The organism is Aquabacterium sp. A7-Y (genome assembly GCF_026153205.1).
Taxonomy (GTDB): domain Bacteria; phylum Pseudomonadota; class Gammaproteobacteria; order Burkholderiales; family Burkholderiaceae_C; genus Caldimonas.
On the sequence record NZ_JAPFBW010000089.1, the window covers coordinates 1 to 717 of the forward strand.

Genomic DNA, 717 nt, shown 5'->3' on the forward strand with positions numbered 1-717 from the left:
AGAGAACCTGGACACAGGTGCTGCATGGCCGTCGTCAGCTCGTGTCGTGAGATGTTGGGTTAAGTCCCGCAACGAGCGCAACCCTTGTCATTAGTTGCTACGAAAGGGCACTCTAATGAGACTGCCGGTGACAAACCGGAGGAAGGTGGGGATGACGTCAGGTCATCATGGCCCTTATGGGTAGGGCTACACACGTCATACAATGGCCGGTACAGAGGGCTGCCAACCCGCGAGGGGGAGCCAATCCCAGAAAACCGGTCGTAGTCCGGATCGCAGTCTGCAACTCGACTGCGTGAAGTCGGAATCGCTAGTAATCGCGGATCAGCATGTCGCGGTGAATACGTTCCCGGGTCTTGTACACACCGCCCGTCACACCATGGGAGCGGGTTCTGCCAGAAGTGGTTAGCCTAACCGCAAGGAGGGCGATCACCACGGCAGGGTTCGTGACTGGGGTGAAGTCGTAACAAGGTAGCCGTATCGGAAGGTGCGGCTGGATCACCTCCTTTCTGGAAAACGGCGAAGCCGTTTCGGTGAAGGCTAACTTCGCTTGCGAAGTTAAGCGCGCCGAGCGCGGCCGAAGCCAAGAGTGCACTCAAGTTTGGGCGCCCACACTTATCGGCTGTTGTTGTGTACGACAGCAAGTGAACGTGAACCGGCGGCGGCAGCTGGCAGGGCCAGGTTGACGCAAGCTGCAGACGCTTCACGCGGAAGAGAGTG

The 717-nt window shown here is 58.4% G+C and carries 1 rRNA gene; it reads left to right on the forward strand.

The features are described from left to right. Positions 1-506: ribosomal RNA gene (locus tag OOT46_RS30650) — 16S ribosomal RNA — on the forward strand; the annotation flags it as partial. Positions 507-717 lie beyond the last annotated feature (211 nt).